Below are 26,738 nucleotides of genomic sequence, written 5' to 3'. Positions count from 1 at the left end.
CTAAGAAGCTACACTAAGGGAAGTGGGGAACCATTAAGGGCATTCAGTGCACTAAGAAGTTACACTAAGGAAAGTGGGAAACCATTAAGGGCATTTAGGCATTTAAAAAGCGACATTAAGGAAGGGCGCGCGTTAGAGATTGCCTACTCAATCAAGAAACGAAGCAAACCAACCACATTTCGACTATCAACTCAACAACTTAAAACAGAAAGACAATGGCAGGCTTTACCCTCAACAGCAACTCCTTCAACGGACAAGTACCACTCGAAAATGTATACCACGATTTTGGCGCTGGTGGTGGGAACAAAAGCCCCGACCTAAGTTGGAGTGGCGCGCCCGAAGGGACAAAATCCTTTATGATCATTTGCCACGACCCGGATGCTCCTGGTCCCGGTGGCTGGTGGCACTGGTGCGCGTGTGACATCCCAGCGGAAGTCAGCAGCCTCTCTACTGGCGACAGCACTACGGCCATGCCTTCCGGTACGATAGAACTAAAGAACAGTTACGGTAGTGCAGGCTACGGCGGTTCCTGCCCACCTCCGGGAGACGAGGCCCATCCTTACCACCTCACCATTTTTGCCCTGAAGACGGACAAGTTGGGGATAGATGCCGGGGCTTCTCCCGCCATGATGCTATTTGTTGCTTCGGAACACATTATTGGTAAAGCGGGAGTAACTGCGTTTTATGCTCGCTAATCAATGAAGCGTCGGAAAACAAAGGTCAGGCAGCAGTGATTACTTCCCAGATTTTGTCATCGCTATTAAGGGCAGCCTGTAGTTCTTCTATGTTTTGGCAGCCAATAAAATAATTGCTGCCGTCTACGGTTTCGATCATCAGGCCATTACGACCATCAAGAGAATAAAACTCTTCATCGGTAATCGTGATCTTAGGCCTGTCCCATTTTGCCAAAGCAGGTGTTTTAACTACCGTGCAGGAAACGACGTCCTCCCAGGCAATTTTCTTAGTAGTTGCAGTTGGTCCCTTCAGTTTAAATTTGATCTTTTTATCCGTCACCGTCAGTTTGGACCGCAAACTGGTAAGCCACCAAATGGCATATCCGAGGCCAGCCGCCAGGAAGAGGCACGTTACACTGTAGAAAAGCGTGCTGTCGGCTTGCCAGAAATAGGTAGAGGCGCCGTACAATAAGCCCGCAGTTGCGAGGGAAAGCATCACGATGCTTAGCCAATCGTGAAACCGCTGTTTTTCCTCATATATCTTGTTCGCCATGGTGGTTTTATTTTACACAGTTTACTCCGCTGCAAGAAGTAAAAACAGGTAGAAATAACTTTTGTTTTACCCATGAAGGGTTAAACAGGCAAGCTGGCTCAGTAACTAATCGATGTACCGTTTGGTAAGACCACCGTAGGCATCGATCCGCCGATCCCGGAAAAATGGCCATATGCGTCGTACGTCGGCCGTGCGTTGACGATCAATCGTGACAACGGTATGGGCAGCTTCGTTTTGTGGGGCCTGGTACAGGAATTCCCCCTGGGGACCGACGACGAAGGAAGAGCCCCAAAATTGAATACCGTTGGTGGCGCCGCTTGGGTCAGGCTCAAATCCGGTACGATTTACGGAGACGACGGGGAGTCCGTTGGCAACAGCATGGGCGCGCTGGCTGATGACCCAGGCGTCTCGTTGGCGGGCCTGCTCTGCAGGATCGTCGGTGGTTTCGTAGCCGATGGCGGTGGGGTAAATCAGTAGTTCGGCACCGGAGAGGGCCATGAGGCGGGCGGCTTCGGGGTACCACTGATCCCAGCAGACGAGGACACCCAGTTTGCCGACCGATGTCTGGATTGGTTCGAAGCCCAGATCACCTGGTGTGAAGTAAAATTTTTCGTAGTAGGCCGGATCATCAGGAATGTGCATTTTCCGGTATTTCCCGGCGATGGAGCCGTCTCGCTCCAGAACGACGGCCGTATTGTGACAAAGGCCGGGTGCGCGCTGTTCAAAGAGAGAGAGCACCAGCACACAGTCCAGTTCCCTTGCCAGTGCAGCAAAAAAATCTGTGCTGGGTCCGGGGATGGTTTCCGCCTGGTCAAACACTTCGGTATCTTCCGTTTGGCAGAAATACAAGCCCGCGTGTAGCTCCTGAAAGACAATCAATTCAGCTCCCTCCGCTTTGCATTTACGAGCGGTGGCAGCGCTGGTGGCCAGATTTTGGTCTCGGTCACCAGTGTTGGCCTGCTGAACCAGGCCTACAGATAGCTTTTTATCGGGCATTATATCTTTTTTAGGCGCGAACGCGGGTGCAGGGGAAAAGTTTTTGGAGAGCAGGGTTTGGAGTAAAGGTACTTCCGTAGAAGTACGGGGTGGGAACCGTCAGGGGTACTAAAATCCTGGAGCGTTGTTAGGCAGCAAGATGTACTTCCGTAGAAGTACGGGTGAGTAGCGAACTTCGTATTACTACCAAGTGAAACCACCATCCCGTTTTGTTCCCCACCTTGCCTCAAACCTCCCTCATTGCACCTGCGTCCGCGCCCGAAAATGCAGATTACCCCTTGACCAACGAAGCATAATCCAGCCAATACACCACTTTCAAAGACACCGACCCATTGCGGGGCGTATCCTGCCATAGGTCACTGAAGCTCTTACTGTAGCTATCCGAGCGATGTTGGTCGAAGTCGGTAATGCTGGATTTATACACCACGAACATGTCACTACCCGGCGCAAAGCGCCAACGGTAAATCAGGTCAACATTGAAGGCATCAAAGTCCTGATTGTGGTTCTGATCGTAGTCCGTTTCCGCCAACGTCCCGTCTTTGGCCAACAGGTGGAAACTGTTGTAGGAAACCCCACTCCAGTAATGCCGCACGCGGAGATTGAGGGTCATATTAGCAGAAAAGCTGTACTTGCCGGACAGACTGGCTTCGATGGAAGTAACCTCCCTTTTACCCATAAACACGTCAGTCCGGGTCCCTGCTTCCGTTTCCACCGTTTCCCGGTTTACGTAGCCAACTTCATTATGCTCTTGCCCCCTGAATACCCCGGTATTCAGGCTTAACCGATCACTTAACCGCCAGCGGGCGTTTACATTCAGGTATAGGTCAGAGCGATCTTCACCGTAGTAGCCGTTGTTATTAAAGTTAGTGCTCAGCCGAATAGCCTTCCTTCGGTCTGTACCGATCCACCCTCCGATGTTCCGCTGTCCCGGGTTACGCAGGTACCGACCTTTGACGCGGGGTTCGAAGTAGTCGAAGTTATCCGCCAGACTGGTCTCCGCCCAGAAATTGACGTTCCAAAAGTGCTTGGTTTGTGCGTAGACCCAAGTCTCGGTTTCTGCACCGGTAAATTTCCCTGGCTTGTATAAAGTGTTGTATTCCATATCCAACCCCGCTCCCCCGTTGAGGAAGTATCCGTTGAAGAAGGGCTTGTTCCGGTTGTACCGTACCACACCACCCAGCTCCCGGCTATTGTTTGCGAACAGGATGCCCAGGTCATTGGGATCATAAGTATCACTCTCTTCTCCAGCCCCAATTGCCCAGGTCCAGTTACCAGATATTTTCTCCAGGCGAAAGTTAGCTACGTGTCCCGTACTGGTCTCTTCGGGCAGGAAGCGCTGGCTGTACCCGAAATTTCCCCGAATGGCATACTTATTGGCATTGTTGTGCAAGTCGAACAAGAGGCCCGTAACATTGGCATCTGCGGCAGCGCCTTCCCGCAAAACATTCGTATTGATGAGCGTGACGGAAGAGTTGTTCTTTAGATTTTGGTCGATAACCGCCACGTTGTAATTGGTCAGTGGATTAGTCAGGATTTCCCGGCTCTCCCCCTCAGCATTGGTTACGGTGGCGTAATTTGCCTGTTCTACCGCATTGAAAAAACCAATGCCCGTGCCTTGGGCCGTTCGACCACTGATCTTAGTAGCGTTATAGAGTTTGGCTCGTTGCGGATTGTCTACTACGGTTTCCCCCTCAAGCATTTCCTGGTCCAGCGCCCCTCCGAAGTAATTGCCGCCCCCTACCCGGCGGCTGTAAAAGAAGCCCCCCTTATTAAAAAGCTCAGTCCCTTCGGTAAAAAAGGCGCGCTGTTCGTCGAAGCGCTGTTCAAAGGGCCCAAGGTTAAGGATTTGATCATCGGAGCGGGCTTCACCGAAATCAGGGATCAGGGTCATGTCGAGGGTGAAGGCATCAGAAAGCCCCACTTTTACGTCCATTCCTCCGGTAATGCTGGTTCCGGTAACCGCCTCATCTGCCCCGGCGGCGCGGGATTTTAGCCCGTAAGCTGCCAGAAACGGCGTGGCCTGAATCCGGATCGGTGCCTTCACGTTCTTAATCCCCACCAATTTACCGCACTGATTCAGGTAACCGTCAATGGTAGGATCAATGGCCGCCCAGAAGCTTTTCTCTCCATTTCGCTGGACATTGCGAACAAAGTTGATCGTCCAATCCTGTACACTAGTTTTAGGGAAACGGATGGCAGAATAGGGAACAAAAATTTCCACGGACCACCCATCGGCCGTCACTACCGATTTGCTTTGCCAAACGGCATCCCAGTTTTCATCTTCCCCATCGGTAGAATACTGAGCATCGTATTGGACATTGGCCGGAGTGGCAAGAAAAGCAAAGCCATTCTGACCACTGTTGTAGGGGTCCAGAGAAATGCCAAACCAGTCGGTATTGCCCAAATCATCCCGCTCCGTCAGCTCCATCAGGATACTATCTGGGCTGGCGTCATGAAGTGAGGCTCCAATGTAAAACCCCCGATCGTTGTAGACGACCCTGATGTCTGTGCTCTGGGCGGGTTTTATCCAGGGTACCGGCTGCAGATTAGTAAAGTCACTGCCAACGGGAGCCTTAGTCCAGGCAGCCTCGTCAATAAAACCGTCAATTTTTATCGGCTCATCGATCCGGATAGCTTCGAGGCTGGGTTTGCCTTGAGCTATAAGTGAACCGGAAAAAAACAACAGGCAGAAAAATAGTTGAAGGAGTCTCATCTGGTGGGGGTTACAATCTCTTTAAGGAATACTTAAGAAGTGACGAATGGTTACAGGTTGGGTTGCATTTGCCCGTGTATAAGGCATATTACACTTGATGCTTTTTTTCCGGTACTTGTGCTGGCCCCCTCTTATTAACCGGCACAAGTGCCGGGGAACAAGGCAGTAAGCAAATCTTCTTATCTTGCGCATGCTTTAATACTGATCCAAATAACATCCCCTTGAAACATTTTTTCCTGACCCTGCTGGCCCTGGCCTTTTGGGGTAGTATCCGGGCGCAAGCGACCGGAGACAGCCTTTACTACCTCCGCCCCGTTGATACGATGGAGGTATATAATGACGTCGCTTCCGGCCACATCCTGTTCGACCATTTCATTGCTAATGGGCAGACATTGTTCGGCATCTCCCAATTCTACGGGCTTTCCCTCGAGGACGTGTATCAGTTGAACCCCAAGCTTCGAACCAAATATGCGCCAGGAGACAAGGTAAAGGTCCCCATTCCCCGCAGGATGATTCGCCCCTCTCCGGCACAAGACAGTCTCGCCTGGTTTGTTCCGGTGCATTATCGAATGCGAAAGGGGGAGACCTTCTTCGGCCTTTACAAACGCATATTACAGTTACCCGATCCGACTTCTCTCAACAACCTGAACCCGGAGCTCGACCCCTCGCGGTTAGCCCCCGATCAGATCATCGCGATCGGGTACATGAAACTTGACGGCATCCCCAAGGCAATGCAGGGAGAAATCATCGACCCCTACGTGCGGCGAAATCGTGGCCTGCGCGAACTGTGGAACCTTCGTACAAAAGACAAAAAGATGCATTCGGCTAATGGTAAGGCCGCCTGGCTTAGTAAAGGCGACCCTGGGAAGTGGATGGCCCTGCACCGTACGGCCCCCATCAACAGCCTGATCGAGATCGAAGACCCCCGCAGCAGGAAGATCATCTATGCACGCGTGGTTGGGCGCATCCCGGAGCAGGTGAATGACCCCAACGTCATCGTCGTCGTCAGTCCACTTTTAGTAAGGGCATTTGGCGTAAGAGACAAGCATTTCTACGTCAGGACGCGGCATTTTTAGCACCTTTACCCCATCAATCGCATATTCCACATCCTCTCGGCCGCTGATCGTGGCAAGTTCAGGCTCCTGGTTTTGGGGGCCATTGTCCTCGCCATACTGGAGATGATCGGGGTAGTCAGTGTACTGCCCTTTATGTCCCTGATGGGCCAACCGGAGCTGATCGAAGACAATCAGCAATTGAATAGCCTGTTCCAGTGGGGAGGCTTTACCAGCAGACGCAACTTTATCATTGCCGCCGGCGTCACCGTCATTATTCTACTAACCCTCTCCCGCCTTTTTGCCATCCTGATGAATTTCCTAACGGAAAGATTGCTTTGGCGCATCTATCACCGGACAAGCACGCGGTTGCTCGACTATTACATCTCCCGGCCTTACCGGTACTTTCTAAGTCGGAATACAGCTGATCTTCGGGTATATATTTTGCAGGAGATTCATCAGTTGATCACCAGTTACCTAAGCCCACTAATTACCCTGGTTATTAGTGGCATTACCTGCCTGACCATCGTTGGGTTGATTTTGGTGGTGAACCCGTTGGTCGCCGTGATTTCAGCCGTCGCATTGGGCGGAGCCTACCTGTTGATTTATCAGCTTCGGAAGCGTCCATTGCTCCGGTTAGGTAACGAGATGCAGGCTGCCGGCCGCAGGCGTTATCGTACACTGGAAGAATTACTTCAGGGCATAAAAACAGTAAAGACTTATGGAAGTGAAGGAGGTTTTCTGGAGCAATACCGGCAGGACACGGAAATTTTAGCAAGGGTCCACCCCCGCCTCCGGATCATGTATCAGACGCCTAAATTCTTCCTTGAAATCGTAGCTTTCACCGGCATTATTACGGTAACGTTGGTCCTCTACCTGCAAACCGGCGACTTAGCTACAGCACTCCCCACCCTCACCTTGTTCGCGGTTGCGGGCTACCGGTTATTACCCGCCCTGCAGCAGGTCTTCGGCGCAGCAGCAACTATGCGCAGCACCCAGGGCCTTCTCGATCGGCTGTACGACGACCTCGTGAAGGGACTACAGTACGAAGAGAAGGAAACAGTGACAGCGGAGCCCCTGCCATTTGATCATGCTATCCAGTTAGCAGCCGTTGGCTTTCACTTCCCGGAAGCAGAAACGCCTTTATTTACCGGACTAAATCTCCGCATTCCCAAGCAGAAAATAGTTGCCTTTGTGGGCGCCACAGGCTCGGGAAAAACGACTTTGGTGGATCTGATTACGGGCCTTTTCGCCCCAACCTCAGGCCAAATCCTGGTGGATGACAAACCGTTATCGACCGCTACTTTACAAGCTTGGCGGGCGCAGCTCGCCTACGTCCCCCAGGAGGTGTTTCTGTATGATGCGACCCTGCGGGAAAACATAACCTTCGGAATTTCTACCGATCAGACCTCGGACGAGGAGATCATGAAAATTTTGACCCTGGTCGATCTCGAGGATTTCGTCAACCTGGAGACCTCTGCGGGGCTAGACACTTTACTCGGTGAGAACGGTGTTCGGCTAAGTGGTGGGCAGCGACAACGGGTCGGCCTTGCCAGAGCTTTACTTCGGCGGCCATCAGTATTGGTCCTGGACGAGGCAACTAGTGCACTCGACACCGTTACGGAGCAAACCATCATCTCCGCCATTGATAAACTACCAGAAGAACTGACCGTTCTGATCATCGCGCACCGCCTGTCTACCGTTCGTTATGCCGATGAGATTCACCTGCTGGAACGTGGGCAATTAATCGCCTCTGGCACCTATGCAGAACTGGAGCAGAATAGTGCGGTTTTCCGGCGCATGTCGGACCTTGCGTAAGGTTAGTTCATCGTTCAGTAGTGGCAGTACTGCAGATTATTCGACTATGAACTATAATAAGGCGCGGCCGCAGGTCCAGTGAAAAGGATAGAAGAGCAAAGAACGGCTACCGCAGGCACCTGCTAAAAGCTTACGAAAACTACCATCCCCCGCTCCGTGACTCCGGACTACCTGACAAAGAACTATGGCCTAAATAAACCGTAGCCTTTACTCCGATTCCCTTACCTTCCGTCTCCTAAAAAAGACTACATCATGCAACCTCGTTTTTATACCTTCCTTTGCACCTGCGTCCTCGCCCTGATCTGCTCGTCGATCCTGACCGCCCAGCAATTCAATGCCCTACTGGTCGTTCAGACCGCCGGCTGGCAACATGAAAGCACCTTCAGCGCCATTCCCGCTATGGAAAAACTGGCGGCCCGCCATGACTTTAAGCTCGACCTTAAACAACGTGCCATGCCCATAAACGACATGATGCTGGCAAGGTATGATGTGGTCATCTTTGTGAATACCACCGGAGACATATTCAACGACGAGGAACAAGCCGCCTTTGAGCGCTACATTCAGTCTGGCAAGGGCTGGGTAGGCGTGCACGCTGCCTCCGATACGGAATACGAATGGAAGTGGTACACCGACATGGTCGGCCACATGTTCAAGATTCACCCGCACGTGCAAACGGCCATGCTTGATGTACACGACAACACTTTCCCCGGCCTTAATACCTGGCCAAAACGGATGATGTGGACCGACGAATACTATGAGTACAAAGACGGTAAACGCAAACCAAATTTCAACTACCTACTCACCGTTGATGAAAGTACTTATGACATCAACGCGCAGTGGGGACCAAACAACAAAGCTGTCGGTCACGGTGATTTTCACCCCATGAGTTGGTACCATGATTACGATGGCGGCCGTGCCTGGTACACTAACCTCGGCCACGTCCCCGCCGTATTCGAAGACCCGAATTTCCTGACCCATGTATACGGGGGGATTTACTGGGCGGCTAAGGGGAAGAAGTGAGCGCCATTAATAAACGCTACTACGATCAAACAATCCCGTTCTTAACGGCATAAAGCACCAGCCCCACTAAGTTCCGTGCACCGGTCTTATCCTGTAAGCTGCGGCGATGGCCCTCAACGGTTCGTGCACTGATGTACAGTTTTTCGGCAATCTCTTTGCTCGTGTACTCCTGGCAGATCAGGGAGAGGACTTCCATTTCCCGTTCGCTGATGTTTGGCCCGAAGTAGCCATCGGGCTTACTGGGTTTCTGGCGGCCACCTTTGAGCAGGGCCTTAGAGACGTAGTCGCGGAAGAAAATGCCCTCCTGCCCTACCCGCTCTACGGCGGTCCTGACGATTTCGGGATTCTCATCCTTAAGCAGGAAACCGTTTGCTCCCAACTGCATCAGGTGGTTGATGAGGCGGTCGCTATCGTGCATGGTTAGCATGATGACGCGGAGGTCCGGGTGTGTTTCCCGGATTTTCTCCAGCGTTTCAATGCCGTCCATCACGGGCATTTCAACATCCAGGATAACAAGATCGACCGGCTCGAAAGCTAGCCGCTCAAAGAATTGTTTTCCATTGTCAGCCTCAAAGATTACCCGGAAGTCGGGGCGATCAGACAGGATCATTTTTAGCCCTCCACGGAAGAGCTTCTGGTCGTCGACCAGTGCGATACGAATGGGTGGATTACTCATTTTCAGTGTTTTTCTAAAAATCAGGTGGGCAGGGTAATGTCAACTCTTATCCCTTCACCTGGCTTGCTTATGGATTCTAAATTACCGTTGATCAGCGAAATTCTACTTTCGATGTTCCTTAAACCGAGGCCTTTGCCGACTTGCTCTGTCTGCTCAAAGCCCTTGCCGTCATCCTGGTAAACGAAGGAAAACAGGTTCCTTGCCCAGTTAATATTGACGTCTATATTCTTTGCCCCTGCATGTTTCAGGGTATTATTCACCAACTCCTGCAGTACCCGATACAGGGCGATCTCCCGTTTGGGCGCTAATCGTTCATCAATATTCGACGAAAAAGACACGTGAATACTCCCGCTTTTATTGATGCGCTCACACAGGTCTTCCGCTGCAGCCTGGAAGCCAAATTTTTCCAGGACCGGAGGCAAGAGGTCGTGGGTGATCCGCCGGGTGTTCTGAATCATCTCATCGAGGATATTCAGTGATTCTGTTTTGATGCTTTCCGTCTTTTCCGCTGATGCATCAGCAGATAGTTGCTGAAGATACAACCTGGTGGCGGAAAGCAGGCTACCGATGTCGTCGTGCAGGTCACTGGCAATACGGCGACGCTCAGTTTCCTGAACTTCAACTGCGGCAGACAGCAATGCCAATTGATGTACTTTCTCCTTTTCAACTCTTTTGCGTTCCTCCGCAAGAATACGCCGCTGGTATAACACGAAAAAGATCACTAAAGCGACGCTGAGCAGGAGCATGCCGAAGATGCCTGCCAGAAAAAGCGTTAGGTAGTCGCCGCTGAGTTCTTTCATGATTATCTGAAGGTTATTTCGACATTGCGGTGTCGGGTGATTCAGGTGATTTCCCTATCAGAAGGGCTAAAACAAATAAACAGTTAAGTAGAATGGTCAGTGACCCATTGATGCGGTATATGGAGTCGAAGAAGTTCCGGTCGTAAGTCAAAAAATTCAAGCCCAACCAGAGCAGGAAGTTTCCGGAATAGTAGAGTAAAAAGCCTGTACTAGCCCAGAACAACGGATCTAACTCAAGACGCTTGACGGCCAGTGAACGCAGTAAATAGATAAAGTAGCCTCCGCTAAGTATTATGCCGGTTAACGAATAAAGACCAACGGGGATGGAGGGGAATTTATAGAAGCCATCATCGTAAATGGCTAACCCTATTACCAGCAGCGTAAACATGGCCGGCAACAACCATTCCAGATAGTAGCCAGACCTCCCTTTCAGGTAAACCCGGTAAAACCGCGTAAGCAGAAAAAACAACAAAGGAACCCCTAAATGATACCAGGGAGAATTGGTGCCCGGAGAGAATAAGTACTTCAGGTCAGGATCTGTGCTTATGTGCTCCATCAGAAAGGAGAATCCAGCAAAAGCTATAATTGCTCTATGTTTTCTTAACTGGAAACGCCTGAGGAATAAGCCAATAAACAGCGGTATCAACCAGGTAAGTACAGAAATTAAAGCAAAGTTGAGGGATAGAAACCGCTCGTTAAAAAAATATTTTATCATCCTCCAGGTGGTGGTGGTGGTGGTGGTTCAGGGAGACCGAAATCGTAGAAGCTATCTCCCGAACCATTGAGCAGTCCGGTAGCATTTCTTGCGACCATCGCTTTGTTTTTAACCCTACCGTTTTTATCCACTTTTACAGCGTTCTTTACTTCTATGACCGGCCGGAAGCTGAAAGGGTGATCGTAAACGGCAAGTCCGTTGCCGAGGTGAATATCGAGGCCGGGAGCTCCACTCTTCAGGCTCTGTTTGATGTCCTCAAAAATGCTACGACTTTCAACATTGGAAAAGCGGTAGTTTTTCACGCGCTTACCCAAAACATGGGATACGGCAGTAAATGGCAGGGCCAGGTCTTTCTCCGGCGTTTCCATCCAGCTCATCACGAATAAGTAGGCGCTGGCTGCGGGGATGGCGTTCCTGCCGCTGTTAGCGTCATCCTCCTCACCATTCGTAAATCGGGCATTGGGTGCCCATTCCAATTGAAAACATTTCTTTTGGAAATCATCCTTTTTTTCACTCGTCTGGATAAAGAGCGTGAAGATCGGAATTTCAGGAATTCGATTCGGCACATCCTCCTGGGTAACGCCCAAATGAACAATCAGCTCCAGTTTTTTCAAGTCAGAAACCCCTTCATAAAATTTTTGGAGATCGTTAGCATTCATCCGAAAAGTAACTAACCGCTCACTTTGGTTTTCCTGTGTATCGTAGGCACAAAACAGACTGGGAAGTAGTTCCTGACGAACCTGCTGCCAGTTACGGGAAAACGTTACGACCTCTGTATCCTTAGAAGTTGATTGTTTTTTTGATTTCATGGTGCAAATGTGAGAATGGGTTAGCGATTAAGTTGTATCGGCAAGAAACCACACGAAATAAGGAGCACAATACTAGGTGACCTCAAAATAGGTATTTCTACCTATTGAAACGGGGGATTTCACGTAAATCTGTGGTCATAGACTGAGAAAACGCCAGCACAACTAAGTCGTACCGGCGTTTTCAAATCACGTGCAATTATTCAATAAGTCGCATTAATTGCGCGAAGGATATACTCCTACCAAGGCTATGCACCATTGCATGACCAGGTAGGGTTCCATGTTGTTTACCGGCGCGTTACTACCAGTATTATTGGTAGTACCGGAAGCTGCAATTGGCCCCGAGCCATAAACGCCACCTGGCGCGTTGTGGTAGAAAGTGCCATTGGCCAGAAACTTACCTGCAGCCTCGTCCTGGTCAGCATCTTCACCGCTCACGGGGACAGCCACCGTTGAGCTCGGACCTAGTTGGTGATTATGCGACGGAAGGTTCAGCACGCTCAGGGTATTATCCTGAAGGCCTGATCGCTGACCGATGGGTCGGTCCGACAGACCAGGACCGCGGCCTAGATGAACCGCCGTCCGACTACGAAGGTCGGGTAAAGCAAAGGTGGTACGGCCATCTCCTCCATAGATTGTTCCTATGAGGGAGAATAGCGCTGTGTTTGAAGAAATAGCCAATAGAGATCCGTCACAAAACGCCCAGCCACGGGGCGCAAAATTGTATGGAAGCATCTGCAATTGGCCAACGAATGGGGTTGGCATGGTTTTATTTTTAACCCGTAAAACTCCTGGTGAGGGATTTACTGGTGATTATTAATTTGGATGATCCAGACTAGTTACGGGAAGGGAAGATGCCCGTCAACGCAATGCAGATGTTTACCACCAGGTAAGGCTGCATATTATTGAAAGCTTGCTGTCCGCCCTGGTTGAGGGTAGTTCCCGACAAAGGAATCGGTCCGTTGCCGTAGACCCCGCCTGCTGCATTATGGTAAAAGGTTCCGTTAGCCAGGTACTTGCCAGAAGCTTCATCCTGATCTGCATCCTCTCCGCTTACTGGAATACTTACCGTTGCTCCGGCACCAAGGGCGTGATTGTGAGAAGGAAGTTGGGTGACATTAAGGGTGTTGGTCTCTGTACCACTTCTTTGGCCTAGTGGTCGAGGGGATAGTCCGGGGCCGGTACCTGCATGGAGCATCGTCCGACCGCGAAGATCAGGAAGTGCGAAAGTGGTACGACCGTCTCCACCGTAAGTGGTGCCGAGCAGGGAGAAAAGCGCCTGGTTTTGAGAGATGGGTAAAAGCTGTCCGTCGCACATTGCCCAACCGCGTGGTGCGAAGTTAAAACCGAAGGCCTGAATCTGGCCGATAAATGGTTCCATGTATAAGTCTATTTTATGGGTTTACCGGATTTTTTCAACCCGGAATAAAAAAGTGATTTTCTATGCCGCAAACAACGTAGGAATGTACTACCAGCCAAGCAAGCTTGTTCAAACTAGGTAAATCTACGTAGTTGATTAAGTAAAAACGCCTACTCCTTGATCTGCCAACTTCCTGCCGGTCCAACAATGGAAGATGGTTCATTTTACAGTGCGTCCCTCGTCGCAGAAAGTCTGTTCGCGCAGGGTCCTCAACAGGGTTAAATAAGGGAGTAAGTAGTTTTACTTGTTTAGGCAAGTAATAATACGTCTTTTCCATTACATGAGGAAAAGCATTGTAAATTTTTGAAGAAATTTCCGCTGCGTTAAGTCGATTTCTTAATCTGACTACTACGAAACTAAATATTAGGATCACCCTTGGTGGCATTAGCTTGACACCATCAAAGATTTAAGTAGGTTATTTTTTGATCCCCTGGACGCTCTCTTGCAGCCAGGGGATTTTCTTATTGCCGCTCTCATCAGTGCCGCATAAATAGCCCGTAACGGTGCTTGTAGAAAGGCTAACGCCCCATTCTTCTCACTCAGGTGCCAACTGAGCGGCTAGCGCAGTAGCTCCCTGCTGTCTGGCATGGTCTGCTGCCGTCAGCCCTTTTCCGTCTTTAACATCAAGACTTGCGCCTGCGCCCACCAATAGCGCAGCAACCTCAGGATTATTCACCATTGCGGCAAAATGTAGTGCCGTGCCGCCATTGCCAGCAACAATATTGACGTCAGCCCCCGCTTCAATCAAGTAACGAATTACTTCCGTATTCCCCTTGAAGCAGCTTCCCATTAATGCCGTATTCCCCATACCATCTGTGGCGTTCAGGTCCGCGCCCGCATCAACCAATACTTTAGCGGCTGGCAGGTTGTTCAGGTAGGTTGCCAGCACCAACGGCGTGAAGCCTCTTGGGTCCCGTGCTCCGACAAGTTCCGGGTTAACCAGGAGTAAAGTGCTCAGTCCGGAAGCATCCCCATTTCGGATGGCCAGGAATAGTTGATCAGTAATAGAAGGATTCATCGAATTGTTTTTATCACCCGGTTTTTTAGCTTTGCATAAAGTTAAAGCACATTGTAACCAGGTTAGGGCAATGTCATACATATGACCTAATTGGCTCAATTTTTCTTTTGCGAGGCAGCATAATTATAATGACTTCCGTTCATAGAGTAGTTGAGTTTATAGTTTTTTTTTAGAGACTAGTATGAAATCCCATAGCTAAAAGAGTTTCATCCAATTACCAACTAAATCACTAGTTACATGAGATCTAGATTACTTTATCAGCTAATGCTGTTCGGCAGTTTTCTGTTGTTCAGCCACGGCCTTATGGCCCAATTTACCGTAACCGGTACTATTATTGACAATGACGGAGAGACCGTTATTGGTGCCAGTGTTCTAGTAAAAGGCACTACTTCCGGAACCGTCACCGATTTTGATGGCAACTTCTCCATTCAGATTCCTACTAATGAAGCTACCCTGGTGGTCTCTTATACGGGATTTGGCACCCAGGAGATTCGCGTTCGTTCCACTAACCCAAGAGTCGATATTCAGTTGGCTCCGTCTGCTGCTCTGTTACAGGAAGTAGTCGTTACGGGTTACGGAGAAACCAACCGAAACAACTTCTCTGGTGCAGCCACTAAGGTGGATATTCAGCGTGTGGCTACGGTTCCCAGAACCAATTTCGCTGAAAGCCTGGATGGCAACGTTGCCGGACTTCAGGTAAACCAGGGTAGCGGACAGCCTGGTGCTTTTCAGAATGTACAAATTCGCGGTCTTGGTTCCATTAACGCCAGTTCCACTCCACTTTACGTCATTGACGGTATTCCTGTCTTTACCGGAAACATCGGTGACGTTAGCGTTACCAGTTCACCATTAGCGGGTATAAACCCGCAGGACATTGCAAACATTGAAGTACTAAAGGATGCTTCCGCTACTTCTATCTACGGTTCACGGGCAGCGAACGGCGTAATCGTTATCACGACAAAGCGCGGCGCGGCTGGCAAAGCCAAGGTAGAATTCAACATCCAGCGCGGTACTTCTGATGTGTCACTGGCTGACGACCTTAAGCCGCTGACCGGTGACGAGTACCTCGAGCTATTCACCGAAGGACTGGTTAACCGGGGCCGCACCGAGCAGGAAGCCCGGGATGAGATTGCCAATAGCTACGATCTTAACGCTCGTACCGACTGGTTCGAAGAAATTACCCGCCAGGGTAATTTTACCAACGCTAACCTGTCTGTGCGTGGTGGTACCGACAAAACCCGTTATTTCCTCAGTGGTGGCTACCAGGACAACGAGGGCACCATTCTTGGCAGTGATTTCAAGCGCTACAGCAGCCGCCTGAACCTGACCACCGACCTGGCTGACTGGTTCGAGTTGAACTTCAACACCAGCGCCTCGCTTACCCAGCAGAATACGGTACTCGACGGCGGCTTCTTTGCCAACCCCGTTCGTTCCATTTTCCGATTAGTTCCGCTGATCCCGCTCCGAAATGAGGACGGATCCTTCAACCAAAACTTTAACTCGGGCTTCAACCCCGTTGTAGAAGCGACGCAGAACCAGCGGAGGTCTGACATTCTCAACTTGTTAGCTTCCATCAACGCAAGGATTAAGCTTCCGCTTAAGGGACTGACCTTTGAACCCTATTTGAGTTACAACTCCGTACAGGGTAGAGATGAGTTGTTTTATCCAAAAACTACCGGATCGGGCTCCCCGCTTGGTTTCGCTTCCAACGACAACGATACCCAGAATAACTGGATGGTGCGAAACATGCTGAAGTACACTAATCGCTTCAATGACCTGCACGGTGTAGACGTGACCCTGGGTATGGAAGCGCAGGAATTCACCCGCAACAACGTGGAAGCCAGCGCCGAGAACTTTGCGTTCCCCAGCCTCACAACGCTAAGTAATGCCGCTACGCCCACCTTTATCGGTGGCGATAAAACGGCCAATAGCCTGGTGGGATACTTTGCCAATGTGAACTACAACTACAACGGCCTGGTGTACGCCAACGCAACCTACCGTCGGGATGGTTCATCCAAATTTGGTGCAGACAACAGGTACGCCGATTTCTACTCCTTTGGCGTAGGTGTTAACCTGAACCGCTTCAATTTCCTTGCGGATAATGCACTCATCACCCAGCTTCGCTTAAGGTCCAGCTACGGCCAGAATGGTAATCAGGACGGCATCGGCAACTTTGCTTCCCGCGGACTTTATGGTACCGGTGCAGATTATTTTGGTAACCCAGGCATCCTGCTTAATCAGCTGGAAAATGCCGCGCTTACCTGGGAGGTGAACAAACCATTTAACATTGGTCTTGATCTTGGCCTATGGAATCGCATTGATATGGTGGTAGATGTTTATTCCCGCCGTACTTCTTCCTTATTGTTCAACCGCCCCGTATCGCGGACTAACGGTGTTTCCAGCCTTACGGCCAACGTTGGCGAACTGGCCAACCGTGGTGTTGAAATCACCCTGAACACGCAAAACATTGTCAGCGCTACCGGAGGCTTCACCTGGACAAGCAGTTTCAACTTCACGACCAATACGAACGAAGTCATCTCCCTTCCTGAAGGAGACTTTGCCGATGGTTCCCGCTTCCGTGCCGTAGGCCAACCCTGGAACACCTGGTACATCCCGGGGTACGCCGGCGTCAACCCTGAGACCGGTAGCCCACAGTGGTACACCGACGAAACGGAGTCCGAAATTACCGAAAGCTACAACGCAGCGGACCCCTACCAGCAAGGCACTTCCGAGCCTGACTTCTTCGGCGGTTTCCGCAACACCTTCTCGTACAAAGGCTTCTCCCTGGCCGCGCAATTCAACTTCCGTTACGGTCAGAAAATTTTGCACAGCTGGCACTCCTTCACGCACGCTGATGGCTCCCGTGGCCTGGGTAGTACCGGCAACGTAGCCCGGTCGATCTACGACCGGCGTTGGCAACAGCCAGGTGACATCACCGACACGCCGATCTTCCTGGTCGGCCAGAACCTCGGTGGCCGGAACCGCTCCACCCGTTTCCTCTACGACGGTACTTACATCACACTGCGGGACGTCATCCTTGACTACACTTTTGCTGAAAGTGTTACCCGCAAACTGAAAATGGGAGGTATCCGTGTCTTCGCCCAGGCCAGTAACCTGTGGATCTGGACCAAGGATGATCGCCTCGAGCGTGACCCCCGCGCTGATGCAAGTGGTTTCATCGACCAGGAAGTGCCAATTCCGTTGACGATTACTTTCGGTCTTGATGCCTCCTTCTAACCCCTTCCCTCACCGTAAAAATTCTAATATGAAGACTTTATTTAAACCTCTGCTGCTGGGAATGGGCTTGTGCTTAATGACCGCCTGCTCCGACAGCTTCCTTGATCAAACTCCCGAACAATCCCTTTCCGTTGATAGTGCCGTAGAAGACCTGGTATCGCTGAATGCCTCCGTAAACGGGATCTACAGCAACATGCAGGACGCCAACATCTACGGATGGGACCTGCCGCTCATTCCGGACCTGCGTGGAGACAACGTCTACATCAGCCGCCAGAATGCCGGTCGTTTCATCAATTTCGATGATTATACCCTGGACGACCAAAATGGCCGGGTAGCCGATGAATGGTTAGACCATTACGAAGTTGTCGTTAATGCTTCCAACATCATCAATGGTGTACCCAACGTAATGTTCCTCTCTTCAGAGCAAGCTGAAGCGGATCAATTACTGGGTGAAGCCTACGGTATTCGTGCCCTTACCTACTGGAATTTGCTACGTATGTTCGCACCGGCTTACGCCATCAATGGCGGTGCCAGCCTTGGTATCCCTTTCAACAACGGTGGTACCAATGGTGAGATCATCTCCCCGGCGCGCGAATCCGTCTCGGCGGGTTACGCTCAAGTCGCCAGTGACTTACAGGCAGCCATTGGCCTGATGACGGAGGCCAACGACGGCCGCTTCAGCAAAGAAGCCGCGCAGGCCATCTTAGCCAAAGTGTACCTCTATCAGGAAAACTGGCAAGGTGCCAAAGACCAGGCGGATGCCGTTATCAACAGCGGCAGATTCAGCCTTTACCAAGACAGTACGGCTTGGTTTGGCTCCTGGGGTGCCAATTTTGGCAGTGAAGACATCCTGACCCTCGTAAATCTCCCCGTGGACAACCTCGGTGTAAATTCCATCAGTGGGATTATGGACCAAAACGGTTATGGTGACGTACTGGCTACTGACGACCTTTACGACACGTACAGTGCCACGGATTACCGCAGGGCGGCCATGATCCCAGGAAACCGGATTGACGGCGAAATGGATGTCTTTTTCCCTTTACCAAAGTACCCTTCTGGTGAACTTGGTGAAGATTATATAAAGATCATGCGTTTGTCCGATGTCTACCTGATCCGCGCAGAAGCGAAGGCCGAACTGAACGACGAACCCGGTGCCCGCGCTGACCTGGACGCCGTAGCCAGTTTACGTGATCCTGCCTACACGCCCTCTGCTGCTACCGGCGGCGACCTCATCACCGCTATCCTGAACGAGCGCCGTAAGGAGCTTGCCTTCGAAGGAGACCGGGTGTATGACCTTACCCGCCGTCAGCTCAGCTGGACGAAGTTCCGCACTTTCGAAAACATCGATGCTTCCTTCAGTAACCCACAGCTCATCAACCCTATTCCACGGGGAGAAATGGACAACAATCCTAATATAGAGCAGAACCCGGGTTACTAACCCACAAGAGTTTACGAACTCAGACTTTTGGCCGCCCTACTTTAGTGGGGCGGCCTTTTTTTGTGTACGCATCATGAAGTGATCTGGAAAATTATGTGGCCCTGAGCGCCTGCGAACGCTCCTGATCTCAGGTCAGCTGAATCCCAAAGTTTTAGGCAGGGTACGAACCTAAGATTATCCATGCTGAAAGAAGGTTAGGGAAAAACCATGTTAATTGTCCCTCCCCTTGCACCCGCGCTCCGCGCCCTGATGACCCGTCGTTTCTGAATCAAATACCCGTGACTTGCTTCAGGATCGGTACTACTTGGTCTTTATAGGTTCTTCCGATCGGGATGACCTCCTCACCAATCATTACTTTTGAACTAGTCCACTCCCTCACGTAAGTTAAGTTGACGAAGTAGCTCCGGTGTACCCGTATGAAAAATTCCTCCGGGAGTTTCGTCAGCAACTTATCTAAGCTGATTCGCCGTAAGGTTTGTTGATCACTTTGAAAAAAAAACCGGCTGTAAACATGTTCCGCCCGCACAAAAAGGATGTTCTGAACCGGGATGCGAATTCGGAGCTTTCCTTGTTCAATTATTATGGTTCGTGTGAGATTCAGCTTTTTCGGGTCCAGGCCGGAGAGTCTTTTATTTGCCCGAAAACCCGTCATTTTGGAGTTTAGCAGAGCAGCCGAGGTGTTTTTTTCGTTCCGTTTCATCAATTAGTAGGTTGTAATCCGTCCGTGCTACCATATTGGCAGAGTTATTGTCTGGAACAAATTTGCTGTCCATCATCAAGTTTGTGCCGATTACAGGGACGAACCGTAGCCATGGGGGGACCAACCGCAATTACCATTATATGCTCAGTTTGCCATATTTTAGTGAAAATTTTGCCAACTTAGATATGTTTTGTAACTATTTTGAATCACTTCATTGCCTACTATCCAGCCTCACCTTTTCCATTACTTTTGATTTAATCGCTCAAATCCCAGAATTTTACTCCAGTGATCACTTACTGCTCCAGTACGTCCAGGCCGATACGTGAAATGACCGCCACTTTGCGGCACTTCCAGACTTGATCAAGTCTAAAAGCAAATCCCTTTGACGTCTAAATTCCTTGCGACATAATTTTCGCTTACTTCTCAGTATGTCATTTCTACTTCACCACAAAAAGCTAATTCACTTACAGGTATTAGTTGTCCTCTCCTTACCTGCTTTAATGCTCGCTTCCAGCCAGGGTACAGAAAATGTAGATTCAATTCCGCCTGGCAATGCCACCGCTCTTTTAGCCAAAGTGTCTTCCCTTTCCAATAGTTTACCTTCAGCAAAAGAGCAGCAGGCTACTTTCAAGGGGATTGAGCGGCGCATTGCTGCTTACTATTCAGCTCAAGATGATATGGGGCTAGTCCATTATCTCGACTCAGTCCTGCTCCACGTAGAACTGTCTGCATCAAGGGGCATGGAATTAAAGCTTAGGCAAAGTATTTCCTTGCGAGAATCCCGCGATTTGGATCGAGCGATTAGTGTAGGGCACGAAGTACTTGTAGGTGCGAAGGCGAATAACCTGATTAGTTTACAAGCAAAGGCAATGACCAACCTGGCCTACTGCTATAGCTATGCCGGTCTCTACAAAAAGGCAGAAGAGTGGGAAAATCGTTCATTTACTTTTGCTAACCAGCATGGATATACCAGCGAAATCATTAAAGGACTCAAAACCCTGGGTTACCAAAAAATGAACGCTAAAGATTACGATGGCACGCGAGAAACTTTTAGTAAAATTTTATCCCTATGTAAGAATGACCCTCTGGGCAACAACGTCGCTTTTGCCAAAGGTGGAATGCTAAACGCCTATGTTTTTGAAGGCGATTTTTACTCCGAGGCAGCCCTGAAATTATTAAGTGAAGTTAAAGCCCTCAGCGAACGGCCAGAGCCGTTCCCCAGTGCTCATGGACGGCGAGATCTACTTGGCATCCTCTGTAACTATTACACAATTTCAGGTCAACCCCAGACAGGAATGTACTACGGACGTGCCCACCTCGCACACGTCCGAAAATTCAGTTCGGACACCTCAGAAATCGTCCGCTTCGCACTCAAGGAATTATACCCCGTGGAGGCTTCCGCCCAGGACTACAAAGCAGCTTACCAAACCTTGCTACGCCTGAAGGAAATCGATCAGGTAATGGTGGAGCGCAGTCAAGCAGATAAGCTGGCCGAAGCTTCCGTAAAGCTCGATTTATACAACCACGAGATTGCCCGCCAGGCGGCCGAACTTACCGCTCAAATGGAGGAGGAAGCCAAAAACGATCGCACTTGGCTACTTTTTGTCATCTCACTACTCGCTTTTGCTATTATAACCGGTACGCTCTTTGCCTACCGGCGCTTATACCGGGACCGGATGCTGATCGGACAGCAAAATGCAATCGTTTCGCAATCCCTCTCCGAAAAAGAAGTCCTCCTCCGCGAGATCCATCACCGGGTAAAGAACAACCTGCAGATCATCTCCAGCTTGCTGCAAAAGCAGGCCAGGTTCAGCAGCGACGGCGACGCCCAGCGCTTAGCAAAAGAAGGCCAGGAGCGCATTCAATCTATGGCCCTGATCCACGAAAACCTTTATCAGTCGGAGCAGTTAAGCGGGGTCAATATCCGCTCTTACCTCGAAGACCTGGGCGCCAACATCAGCAGAAGCCACTCCAGGCCAGGTTCCGAGATTCAATTGGAACTTGCCGTTGCTGATGAATACCTGGACCTGGATACGGCCATCCCCGTTGGCCTCATCCTTAATGAGCTGTTGACCAATGCCTACAAATACGCCTTCCCGGATGCGAAAGCCGGCTTGATCAAGGTAAGCTTTCAGAAACCGGGAGACCAGTTCCAACTTCAGATAAGTGACAACGGCGTAGGCTTGCCCGCAGACCACGCAGCCCGGAGCAGTAAATCACTTGGCCATAACCTGGTTAAGGGTCTCGTTCGGCAGCTGGAAGGAACAATTAAGTGGCTTAAGCCGGAACAAGGAACTACGGTACAAATTGAATTCTAACTATGTCTGATCAAGTACGCATCCTCATCGTAGAAGATGAATTCATCACCATGGACGCGCTTCGTGATGCCCTCATGGGCATGGGCTATGGCATCTCCGGAGACGCCATGAAAGCAGACGAGGCACTAAAGATTTTGGACGAGGGGCAGACCGACCTAGCCATCCTCGATATTCACATCAAGGGTGCCCGTTCGGGTATCTGGCTGGCGGAACAGATTCGCGAACGGTACCACATTCCGTTCATCTTCCTGACCGCCTTCGGCGACAAACAAACCATTGCAGATGCTTCGAGGACCCAGCCGGGCAGCTACCTCGTTAAGCCCTTCGTAGAGCAAGACCTGCATGCGGCCATTGAGCTGGCGATAAATACCCACAGCGCCCTAACTGCCCCTGCGCCTCATGTTCCTGCCGTGCAAAACACGCAGCAACAGCCACAATTATTGATCAACGACAGTATTTTCGTCAAGGACGACCTCGTCTATCGTCGTATTTCAGTGGCCGATATCCAATACATTCAGTCCTTCAGGAATTACCTTGAGCTCAATGTCGGGAAGGGCAAAAAGTACGTTTTACGGTCTACTCTAAAGGATTTTCTGGCACAGTTACCGCCGAATGTTTTTATCGTCACGCACCGGTCTTACGCCGTAAATTTGCGGCGCGTCAACCGGATCGGCGGAAACTTCGTCGGGATAGACGACCATGAAGTGCCCCTTAGCCGGGAGGTACGGCAAGAGGTGGTTAGGCGGTTGAATACTTATCAATGATCGCTGATTGCTGGTTGCTGGTTGCATGGATACCTTCGTGGTTAGCACAGCATGATCATTTAACGCTTATTTCAAACTTACCACGCCGGGCGTTAAGCTCTCGTCAAGCTTGATTGCTAAAACATATTACCTTTACAAGTAATAGCAATGAGCTATCAAGCATCGGCTCCTGTTTTCTAATTCAATCTTCCCGGTTTGACCCTCCAGCAATTCCGCTACCTGCTTGCCCTCGATGATCACCGCCACTTTGGCCACGCGGCGGCAGCCTGTTTCGTAGCCCAGCCTACCCTCACCACTCAGCTAAAAAAACTGGAAAGCCACCTGGGGGTCCAGCTTTTTGACCGTAAGGCTAACCCCATTTGCCCTACCCCGCTGGGCGCAAAGGTCATTGCACAGGCACGAGTGATCATGGAGGAGGTTTCCGGCTTGGAAGCCTTGTTAAGTACCGAAACGAATAGCCTCGCTGGCACCTACCAATTGGGCATAATACCCACCCTGGCACCTTACCTGCTTCCGCTATTCATCCAGTCTTTCAGCCAACGGTTCCCTGAAATTCGGTTAATCATCAAGGAGATGCAGTCTGAACAGATCATGGAAGGCTTGCGCCGGAATCAGTTGGATCTCGGGCTACTGGTCACCCCGTTGGAGGAAAAGCAACTCCGGGAGATCGTGTTATTCTACGAGCCCTTCCTCATTTACGCGTCGCCGGAAGAAGACATTCTGCAGCAGAGTCCTCTGCTGCCCGATCATGTACAGCAAAAGGACCTTTGGATCCTGGAACAGGGACATTGTTTTCGCAATCAGGTGCTTAATCTTTGTAATTATCAGGCAGATTTATCCGCTTCCCCAGTGCACGAATCGGTTGTCCGACCAAGTAAGTCCTTTACGTTTCAGGCGGGTTCCATCGAAACACTCAAAAACCTGGTCCGGAATAACCTGGGGTATACCATCATTCCTGAAATGAGTGTTAACCCGGCCCTTGACGCCAAATTAGTCAAACGGTTCGCCGAGCCGCAGCCCGTCCGGGAAGTTTCGCTGGTGGTAAATAAGACATTTGCCCGGGAGCAGTTGCTGGTTGAACTCCGGAAGGCTATTCTGGAGGTGGTTCCGGCCGGGTTCCGGAAGAATGAGCGGTATGTGGGGGTGGCGTGGCGGTAGTTTTCAGGGGGTAGTAATCAGGGATCAGAATTCAGTAATCAGGATTCAGTACTCAGCATCCAGGGTTCAGTACTCAAAGGCTGGTTTTCAGGGATCAGGCGAGCACCTATGCACTGAATGCTGAAAACTAGTCCCTGAATACTGAAAACTGACTCCTAAAAACTCACCGTCGCTGCGCCAGCAACCATTCGTACACCTTTGGGTCCGCATAAGCCGGTTCCCACGCGTTATGCCCGATGCCTTCGTAGACGGTCAGGCGGGGCTTGGGTTTCATATTTTTCTCCCGGAGATTCTCGATCATATTGATTGATTCGGACGGGTGAATCAGGCCATCATCAGCGCCATGGTGTATCCATATGGGGAGATCTTCCGGAATCCAGATGTCGTAGCTGGCTGGCACGGCGCCGCAAACGGGCAGGAGCGCCGCGAAACGGTTTGGGTGCTGCATGGCGAGCATCCAGGCACCGAGCCCACCCCGGCTGAGGCCGGTCAGGTAAATGCGGGATAGGTCAACCCGGTTATTGGCCTCGAAATGATCGAGTAGGTGGCCGAGGGCGGTGAGGTCCCAAAATCCCCGGGTGTACTTGTTCTGTGGAGTCAGGGTTATGAAGGGAAATTTCTGTCCTGCGGCAATGTGCATCGGCAGGCCATTCTTCTTCACTAATTCCAGGTCATTGCCGGATTCTCCCCCGCCGTGCAGGAACAGGACCAGCGGCCAGTCAGCAGTTCCTTCCCCGTAGCCTTCCGGGTAATTGACCAGATAGTGGATGGTATCGAGGCCGAGGTCGAGATGACCAGCCTGGAACTGAGCAAAAAGTCCGGAGCAGGTTAGTATTAAGGTAAGCATGAACGTGTTTCGCATAATGGTCATGATCTTTTGGCGCGGACGCGGGTGCAGAGGAAGGTTGAAGAAGCAATGTACGGAGGCCATGTCAGAATCTACAAGAGCTTACCCAGGCCCCCACCCCCACGAGCGCCAGCGAGCATCCCCGCCCAGGCCCGGAGGGCCGTCTATTGTAGCGAGGGGTCAGCGCAGATCCGCAGGATCAAGCGCAGCCCCTCGTGTTCGTTGTCCAGCGCAGGCCCGGAGGGCCTTCTCTCGTAGCAAAGGGTGACCGGCGATCCGAAGGATCCGGGAAACCCCTCGTCTTCGTTGCCCCACGGTCACCCAACGTTTTAGTTGCGTTCCCCTGCTCCTAAGTCCCCTTCCCCCGCACCTGCGGCCCCGCCAAAAAAAGTACCGTACTTCAAAACATGACTTACATTCCACTTTCCCCTCCCTATTTTTGCCGAAACAAGCTTTTATGCGCATCATTGGCCGACTCCCCCACCCGACCATGCAAATTACCGTTTTCAGTAACGACAATCGCTTTCCGGTTCAATTCGAGCTGGGTGGCCTCAGCCAAATCTATCGGTTTCAACGAACAGACCAGCTCCGGGGGCTCACCGATTTGACGAAACTTGTCAATGAAGACCTGATTAACACTGTTTTGGCCCAATTTTCGGTCATGCGGGCTGCGCATTCCCTAGCCTTGAATACATTTGCCCCGCCACAGGAACCCCAGGAGACGGATGACCTGCCCGATATAATCTGAGCGAAAGAACTAACCAGTATGAAAATCACCGCCGCCAAACTTGCGGAAATGATCAACGCCACCGTTGAGGGAGACCCCAACGTGATCATCTCCGCCCCCGCCAAAATCGAAGAAGCCGGCCCCGGCTCCATCACTTTTCTGGCCAATCCTCTCTACGAGCATTTCCTGTATGACACGGCAGCCTCGGCGGTCCTGGTTGGTAATGATTTCATCCCAAAACAAGCCGTAAAACCAACCCTCTTGCGCGTCGCAGACGTCTACGGCACGGTAAGTAATCTGCTGGCCGTTTATCAGCAGGATGAAGCCTCCCAAACGCGGCGGGCCATCTCCGCGCATGCTGCGGTGGAAGACAACGCCACCCTCGGCGAAGACGTCCGCATCGGCAAGTTTTCCGTAGTTGAAGAAAATGCCTCCATTGGCTCCGGCACCGTTATTCTGGATCAGGTGTACGTAGGACCAAACGTAACCATCGGCAAAAACTGCACTATTTACCCCGGTGTCCGTATCCTTCGTGACTGTGTACTCGGCGACAACTGCATTGTGCACGCCAATGTCGTAATCGGCGGCGACGGCTTCGGCTTCGCGCCAGACATGGCAACCGGTGTTTATAATAAGGTGCCTCAGGTTGGTAATGTCATCATCGAAAGCGACGTCGAAATCGGTGCCGGAACTACCGTCGACCGCGCGACCATGGGCTCTACCATCATCAGGAAGGGCGTCAAGCTCGACAACCTGATCCAGATTGCCCACAACGTGGAGATTGGGGAAAACACCGTGATCGCGGCCCTTACCGGCGTTGCCGGTTCGGCCAAGATTGGTGCCAATTGCCGCATCGGTGGGCAGGTCGGCATTGCCGGCCATACCGTCATGCACCCAGGTACCCAGGTACAGGCACAGAGCGGCATCATCGCTAACATCAAAGAAAAAGGCGCCAAGCTCGGCGGTTCCCCGCACATGCATTACCCGGATTACCTCCGGAGCTATGCGGTTTTTAAGAACCTGCCGGAGCTGATCCGGGAGCTGCGGCGGGAGATTAAGAAGTTGAAGTAGGGGAGCTCGCTTCGCTCGCGTTACAGAGTTCGCTTCGCTCGCGTTACAGGGCTCGCTTCGCTCGCGTTGCAGGGCTCGCTTCGCTCGCGTTGCAGGGCTCGCTTCGCTCGCGTTGCAAGGGTTGCAGTCGTTGTAGCGTTAGTACTATTGCCCACCCTGCAACAGGAGCGAAGCGACCCTGCAACACCTGCAACAGGAGCAAAGCGACCCTGCAACA

General features: G+C 51.1%; 23 protein-coding genes. 11 read left to right on the top strand and 12 right to left on the bottom strand.

The features are described 5' to 3' along the window. The first annotated feature begins 215 nt into the window (after positions 1 to 215). Positions 216 to 695: a YbhB/YbcL family Raf kinase inhibitor-like protein gene (locus B036_RS29830; RefSeq protein WP_020569972.1), complete on the top strand. Its 480-nt coding sequence runs from the start codon at positions 216 to 218 to the stop codon at positions 693 to 695. A gap of 25 nt (positions 696 to 720) precedes the next feature. Here B036_RS29830 and B036_RS0117190 read toward each other — a convergent pair whose 3' ends face one another. From B036_RS0117190 to B036_RS0117180, 3 genes are all read right to left on the bottom strand, one after another. After that, entirely contained in the window at positions 721 to 1,227 is a 507-nt protein-coding gene (locus B036_RS0117190; protein WP_020569971.1) for a hypothetical protein, read from the bottom strand. Positions 1,228 to 1,332: 105 nt separating this feature from the next. Beyond that, a complete protein-coding gene (locus B036_RS0117185) occupies positions 1,333 to 2,223 on the bottom strand; it encodes a carbon-nitrogen hydrolase (RefSeq protein ID WP_020569970.1) in 891 nt (296 codons plus the stop codon). Positions 2,224 to 2,494: 271 nt separating this feature from the next. Further along, positions 2,495 to 4,936: a DUF5916 domain-containing protein gene (locus B036_RS0117180; protein WP_044103017.1), complete on the bottom strand. Its 2,442-nt coding sequence runs from the start codon at positions 4,934 to 4,936 to the stop codon at positions 2,495 to 2,497. A gap of 221 nt (positions 4,937 to 5,157) precedes the next feature. On the opposite strand from B036_RS0117180, the gene B036_RS0117175 reads away from it, so the two are divergent. From B036_RS0117175 to B036_RS0117165, 3 genes are all read left to right on the top strand, one after another. Then, on the top strand, positions 5,158 to 6,012 hold the full coding sequence (locus B036_RS0117175; RefSeq protein ID WP_020569968.1) for a LysM peptidoglycan-binding domain-containing protein: 855 nt from the start codon (positions 5,158 to 5,160) through the stop codon (positions 6,010 to 6,012). 72 nt (positions 6,013 to 6,084) lie between these two features. Continuing rightward, positions 6,085 to 7,806 (top strand): ABC transporter ATP-binding protein, encoded by a 1,722-nt coding sequence (locus tag B036_RS0117170; protein WP_052333971.1) that lies wholly within the window; start codon positions 6,085 to 6,087, stop codon positions 7,804 to 7,806. Between the two features lie 252 nt (positions 7,807 to 8,058). Further along, entirely contained in the window at positions 8,059 to 8,826 is a 768-nt protein-coding gene (locus B036_RS0117165) for a ThuA domain-containing protein (RefSeq protein ID WP_020569966.1), read from the top strand. A gap of 25 nt (positions 8,827 to 8,851) precedes the next feature. On the opposite strand, the gene B036_RS0117160 is transcribed toward B036_RS0117165, so the two are convergent. From B036_RS0117160 to B036_RS29825, 7 genes are all read right to left on the bottom strand, one after another. Further along, positions 8,852 to 9,502, bottom strand: coding sequence for a response regulator transcription factor (locus B036_RS0117160; RefSeq protein ID WP_020569965.1), 651 nt, complete (start codon positions 9,500 to 9,502; stop codon positions 8,852 to 8,854). A 20-nt stretch (positions 9,503 to 9,522) separates the two neighbouring features. Further along, positions 9,523 to 10,302 carry a sensor histidine kinase gene (locus B036_RS0117155; protein WP_020569964.1) on the bottom strand — a complete coding sequence of 260 codons (780 nt, stop codon included), beginning with the start codon at positions 10,300 to 10,302 and terminating at the stop codon, positions 9,523 to 9,525. Between the two features lie 13 nt (positions 10,303 to 10,315). Next, positions 10,316 to 10,858, bottom strand: a complete 543-nt coding sequence (locus B036_RS0117150) for a hypothetical protein (protein WP_020569963.1) — start codon at positions 10,856 to 10,858, stop codon at positions 10,316 to 10,318. A gap of 155 nt (positions 10,859 to 11,013) precedes the next feature. After that, positions 11,014 to 11,826 (bottom strand): hypothetical protein, encoded by an 813-nt coding sequence (locus B036_RS0117145; protein WP_020569962.1) that lies wholly within the window; start codon positions 11,824 to 11,826, stop codon positions 11,014 to 11,016. A gap of 213 nt (positions 11,827 to 12,039) precedes the next feature. Further along, a complete protein-coding gene (locus tag B036_RS0117140) occupies positions 12,040 to 12,588 on the bottom strand; it encodes a phage tail protein (protein WP_020569961.1) in 549 nt (182 codons plus the stop codon). 70 nt (positions 12,589 to 12,658) lie between these two features. Further along, entirely contained in the window at positions 12,659 to 13,204 is a 546-nt protein-coding gene (locus B036_RS0117135) for a phage tail protein (RefSeq protein ID WP_020569960.1), read from the bottom strand. A gap of 574 nt (positions 13,205 to 13,778) precedes the next feature. Then, positions 13,779 to 14,261 carry an ankyrin repeat domain-containing protein gene (locus tag B036_RS29825; protein WP_044103025.1) on the bottom strand — a complete coding sequence of 161 codons (483 nt, stop codon included), beginning with the start codon at positions 14,259 to 14,261 and terminating at the stop codon, positions 13,779 to 13,781. A 237-nt stretch (positions 14,262 to 14,498) separates the two neighbouring features. On the opposite strand from B036_RS29825, the gene B036_RS29820 reads away from it, so the two are divergent. Next, positions 14,499 to 17,498, top strand: coding sequence for a SusC/RagA family TonB-linked outer membrane protein (locus B036_RS29820; protein WP_083926244.1), 3,000 nt, complete (start codon positions 14,499 to 14,501; stop codon positions 17,496 to 17,498). A gap of 28 nt (positions 17,499 to 17,526) precedes the next feature. Beyond that, positions 17,527 to 18,936 (top strand): RagB/SusD family nutrient uptake outer membrane protein, encoded by a 1,410-nt coding sequence (locus tag B036_RS0117115; RefSeq protein WP_026232074.1) that lies wholly within the window; start codon positions 17,527 to 17,529, stop codon positions 18,934 to 18,936. 268 nt (positions 18,937 to 19,204) lie between these two features. Here B036_RS0117115 and B036_RS0117110 read toward each other — a convergent pair whose 3' ends face one another. Further along, positions 19,205 to 19,636 (bottom strand): LytR/AlgR family response regulator transcription factor, encoded by a 432-nt coding sequence (locus B036_RS0117110; protein ID WP_020569956.1) that lies wholly within the window; start codon positions 19,634 to 19,636, stop codon positions 19,205 to 19,207. Between the two features lie 428 nt (positions 19,637 to 20,064). Here B036_RS0117110 and B036_RS32280 point away from each other — a divergent pair, with 428 nt between their 5' ends. The 3 genes from B036_RS32280 (at position 20,065) to B036_RS0117090 (ending at position 23,876) form a co-directional block, all read left to right on the top strand. Further along, the gene (locus tag B036_RS32280; protein WP_083926242.1) at positions 20,065 to 21,954 is read left to right on the top strand and encodes a sensor histidine kinase; all 1,890 of its coding nucleotides are present in this window, start codon (positions 20,065 to 20,067) and stop codon (positions 21,952 to 21,954) included. Between the two features lie 2 nt (positions 21,955 to 21,956). After that, positions 21,957 to 22,718 carry a LytR/AlgR family response regulator transcription factor gene (locus B036_RS0117095; protein ID WP_020569953.1) on the top strand — a complete coding sequence of 254 codons (762 nt, stop codon included), beginning with the start codon at positions 21,957 to 21,959 and terminating at the stop codon, positions 22,716 to 22,718. 195 nt (positions 22,719 to 22,913) lie between these two features. Next, entirely contained in the window at positions 22,914 to 23,876 is a 963-nt protein-coding gene (locus B036_RS0117090; RefSeq protein ID WP_020569952.1) for a hydrogen peroxide-inducible genes activator, read from the top strand. A gap of 163 nt (positions 23,877 to 24,039) precedes the next feature. Here B036_RS0117090 and B036_RS0117085 read toward each other — a convergent pair whose 3' ends face one another. Then, positions 24,040 to 24,723 (bottom strand): carboxylesterase family protein, encoded by a 684-nt coding sequence (locus B036_RS0117085; protein ID WP_071596791.1) that lies wholly within the window; start codon positions 24,721 to 24,723, stop codon positions 24,040 to 24,042. 457 nt (positions 24,724 to 25,180) lie between these two features. Here B036_RS0117085 and B036_RS0117080 point away from each other — a divergent pair, with 457 nt between their 5' ends. Further along, complete coding sequence (locus B036_RS0117080; protein WP_020569950.1) at positions 25,181 to 25,471, top strand: hypothetical protein; 291 nt, start codon at positions 25,181 to 25,183, stop codon at positions 25,469 to 25,471. A gap of 18 nt (positions 25,472 to 25,489) precedes the next feature. Then, positions 25,490 to 26,521 (top strand): UDP-3-O-(3-hydroxymyristoyl)glucosamine N-acyltransferase, encoded by a 1,032-nt coding sequence (lpxD, locus tag B036_RS0117075; protein WP_020569949.1) that lies wholly within the window; start codon positions 25,490 to 25,492, stop codon positions 26,519 to 26,521. The last annotated feature ends 217 nt before the right edge of the window (positions 26,522 to 26,738 follow it).

The organism is Neolewinella persica DSM 23188 (assembly GCF_000373105.1).
Classification (GTDB): Bacteria; Bacteroidota; Bacteroidia; order Chitinophagales; family Saprospiraceae; genus Neolewinella; species Neolewinella persica.
The sequence above is the reverse complement of the archived record's forward strand: the minus strand, read 5'-3'. Positions and strand labels throughout refer to the sequence as shown.

Bases quoted from the DNA above. Each gene is read 5' to 3' on its own strand.
- B036_RS29830 (WP_020569972.1), top strand. From the start codon at position 216: ATGGCAGGCTTTACCCTCAACAGCAACTCCTTCAACGGACAAGTACCA.
- B036_RS0117190 (WP_020569971.1), bottom strand. From the start codon at position 1,227: ATGGCGAACAAGATATATGAGGAAAAACAGCGGTTTCACGATTGGCTA.
- B036_RS0117185 (WP_020569970.1), bottom strand. From the start codon at position 2,223: ATGCCCGATAAAAAGCTATCTGTAGGCCTGGTTCAGCAGGCCAACACT.
- B036_RS0117180 (WP_044103017.1), bottom strand. From the start codon at position 4,936: ATGAGACTCCTTCAACTATTTTTCTGCCTGTTGTTTTTTTCCGGTTCA.
- B036_RS0117165 (WP_020569966.1), top strand. From the start codon at position 8,059: ATGCAACCTCGTTTTTATACCTTCCTTTGCACCTGCGTCCTCGCCCTG.
- B036_RS0117160 (WP_020569965.1), bottom strand. From the start codon at position 9,502: ATGAGTAATCCACCCATTCGTATCGCACTGGTCGACGACCAGAAGCTC.
- B036_RS0117155 (WP_020569964.1), bottom strand. From the start codon at position 10,302: ATGAAAGAACTCAGCGGCGACTACCTAACGCTTTTTCTGGCAGGCATC.
- B036_RS0117150 (WP_020569963.1), bottom strand. From the start codon at position 10,858: ATGGAGCACATAAGCACAGATCCTGACCTGAAGTACTTATTCTCTCCG.
- B036_RS0117145 (WP_020569962.1), bottom strand. From the start codon at position 11,826: ATGAAATCAAAAAAACAATCAACTTCTAAGGATACAGAGGTCGTAACG.
- B036_RS0117140 (WP_020569961.1), bottom strand. From the start codon at position 12,588: ATGCCAACCCCATTCGTTGGCCAATTGCAGATGCTTCCATACAATTTT.
- B036_RS0117135 (WP_020569960.1), bottom strand. From the start codon at position 13,204: ATGGAACCATTTATCGGCCAGATTCAGGCCTTCGGTTTTAACTTCGCA.
- B036_RS29825 (WP_044103025.1), bottom strand. From the start codon at position 14,261: ATGAATCCTTCTATTACTGATCAACTATTCCTGGCCATCCGAAATGGG.
- B036_RS29820 (WP_083926244.1), top strand. From the start codon at position 14,499: ATGAGATCTAGATTACTTTATCAGCTAATGCTGTTCGGCAGTTTTCTG.
- B036_RS0117115 (WP_026232074.1), top strand. From the start codon at position 17,527: ATGAAGACTTTATTTAAACCTCTGCTGCTGGGAATGGGCTTGTGCTTA.
- B036_RS0117110 (WP_020569956.1), bottom strand. From the start codon at position 19,636: ATGAAACGGAACGAAAAAAACACCTCGGCTGCTCTGCTAAACTCCAAA.
- B036_RS32280 (WP_083926242.1), top strand. From the start codon at position 20,065: ATGTCATTTCTACTTCACCACAAAAAGCTAATTCACTTACAGGTATTA.
- B036_RS0117095 (WP_020569953.1), top strand. From the start codon at position 21,957: ATGTCTGATCAAGTACGCATCCTCATCGTAGAAGATGAATTCATCACC.
- B036_RS0117085 (WP_071596791.1), bottom strand. From the start codon at position 24,723: ATGCTTACCTTAATACTAACCTGCTCCGGACTTTTTGCTCAGTTCCAG.
- B036_RS0117080 (WP_020569950.1), top strand. From the start codon at position 25,181: ATGCGCATCATTGGCCGACTCCCCCACCCGACCATGCAAATTACCGTT.
- lpxD (WP_020569949.1), top strand. From the start codon at position 25,490: ATGAAAATCACCGCCGCCAAACTTGCGGAAATGATCAACGCCACCGTT.